The organism is Thiobacillus sp. (assembly GCF_024708915.1).
Window position 1 is genome coordinate 1 of record NZ_JANJXQ010000275.1, and the last position, 1,217, is coordinate 1,217.

At 61.6% G+C, this 1,217-nt stretch carries 2 protein-coding genes; both read left to right on the top strand.

Features of this window, described 5'->3' with window-relative positions; all coding sequences use genetic code 11:
- On the top strand, window positions 1-807 hold an 807-nt coding region (gene lpxC / locus Q0L94_RS17650), incomplete at its 5' end, for a UDP-3-O-acyl-N-acetylglucosamine deacetylase (protein WP_296755958.1).
- Complete coding sequence (locus tag Q0L94_RS17655) at window positions 804-986, top strand: hypothetical protein (protein WP_296755960.1); 183 nt, start codon at window positions 804-806, stop codon at window positions 984-986. The genes lpxC and Q0L94_RS17655, both read left to right, overlap by 4 nt.
- Window positions 987-1,217: the final 231 nt, after the last annotated feature.

Sequence of the window (1,217 nt, forward strand, 5' to 3'; positions counted from 1 at the left end):
ATCGTGTTCCGGCGCATGGATCTCGATCCGCCCGTCGAGCTCAAGGCCGACCCCTATCTCGTCACCGACACCCGGCTGTGCTCGATGCTCGAATCCGGTCCCGCCAAGGTATCCACCGTCGAGCATCTGATGTCCGCGCTCTCGGGGCTGGGCATCGACAACCTGCTGGTCGATCTCACCGGTCCCGAAATTCCCATCATGGACGGCTCCTCGGCGCCGTTCGTGTTTCTGCTGCAATCCGCCGGTATCGTCGAACAGGACGCCGCCAAGCGCTACGTGCGCATCACCCGGCCGATCGAAGTGCGAGACGGCGACAAGTGGGCGCGCTTCGTCCCGCACAACGGCTTCAAGGTCGAATTCACCATCGACTTCAAGCATCCGGTGTTCGACAAGAGCGGCAAGACCGTCAGTCTCGATTTTGCCGACACCGCCTATACGAAAGAGGTTGCGCGCGCGCGCACCTTCGGTTTCATGCACGAGGTCGAGGCCCTGCGCAACAGTGGCCTGGCACTGGGCGGCTCGCTCGACAACGCCATCGTCATGGACGAATACCGTGTGCTCAATCAGGACGGATTGCGCTACGACGATGAATTCGTCAAACACAAGGTGCTCGATGCCATCGGCGACCTGTACCTGCTCGGCCACCCCGTCATCGGCGCCTTCGAGGCCTACAAATCCGGCCACGCGCTCAACAACGCCCTGCTGCGTGAACTGCTGCAACACCGGGAATCCTGGGAATTCGTCAGCTTCGAGCACGACGAGGACGTTCCCGCCGCCTTCCTGCACCTGCACCCCCTCGCGGCATGATTGTCATTCGTCTGCTGATCGTCGCCCTGCTGATTGCGGTGGCGGCGCTCGGCCTGGCGTGGCTGCTCACCGGCAATCGCAAATACCTCGGCTATCTTGGCCGCGTGCTGCGCTTCGCGCTCATGGTCGGCCTGATTGCCGCGCTGTTTTATGTGGTGGAGCGGCTGATACTGCGCTGAACGGGCCGTTTTGCATCGCCGGCACGCCGAATCGAAACCGTGCCGGCGCAATGGCTGGCCTATGCCGGCCCTGGCTAGTGTCGTGACTCAGAAATATCGCAACATGAAACGGCGTCTTTTTCCGCATGGCGGCGTTGCTCGTCGTTGCCATAGAGCCGGCTATGTCGCCTCCTCGCGCCTTGCCCTGCGAAAAAATCCATCCGTTTCATTCCGTTCCCCTATTTCTGAGTC

What these genes read in the sequence shown, in the direction of transcription:
- Q0L94_RS17655 (WP_296755960.1), top strand. Translation starts at nt 804, where the DNA reads ATGATTGTCATTCGTCTGCTGATCGTCGCCCTGCTGATTGCGGTGGCG.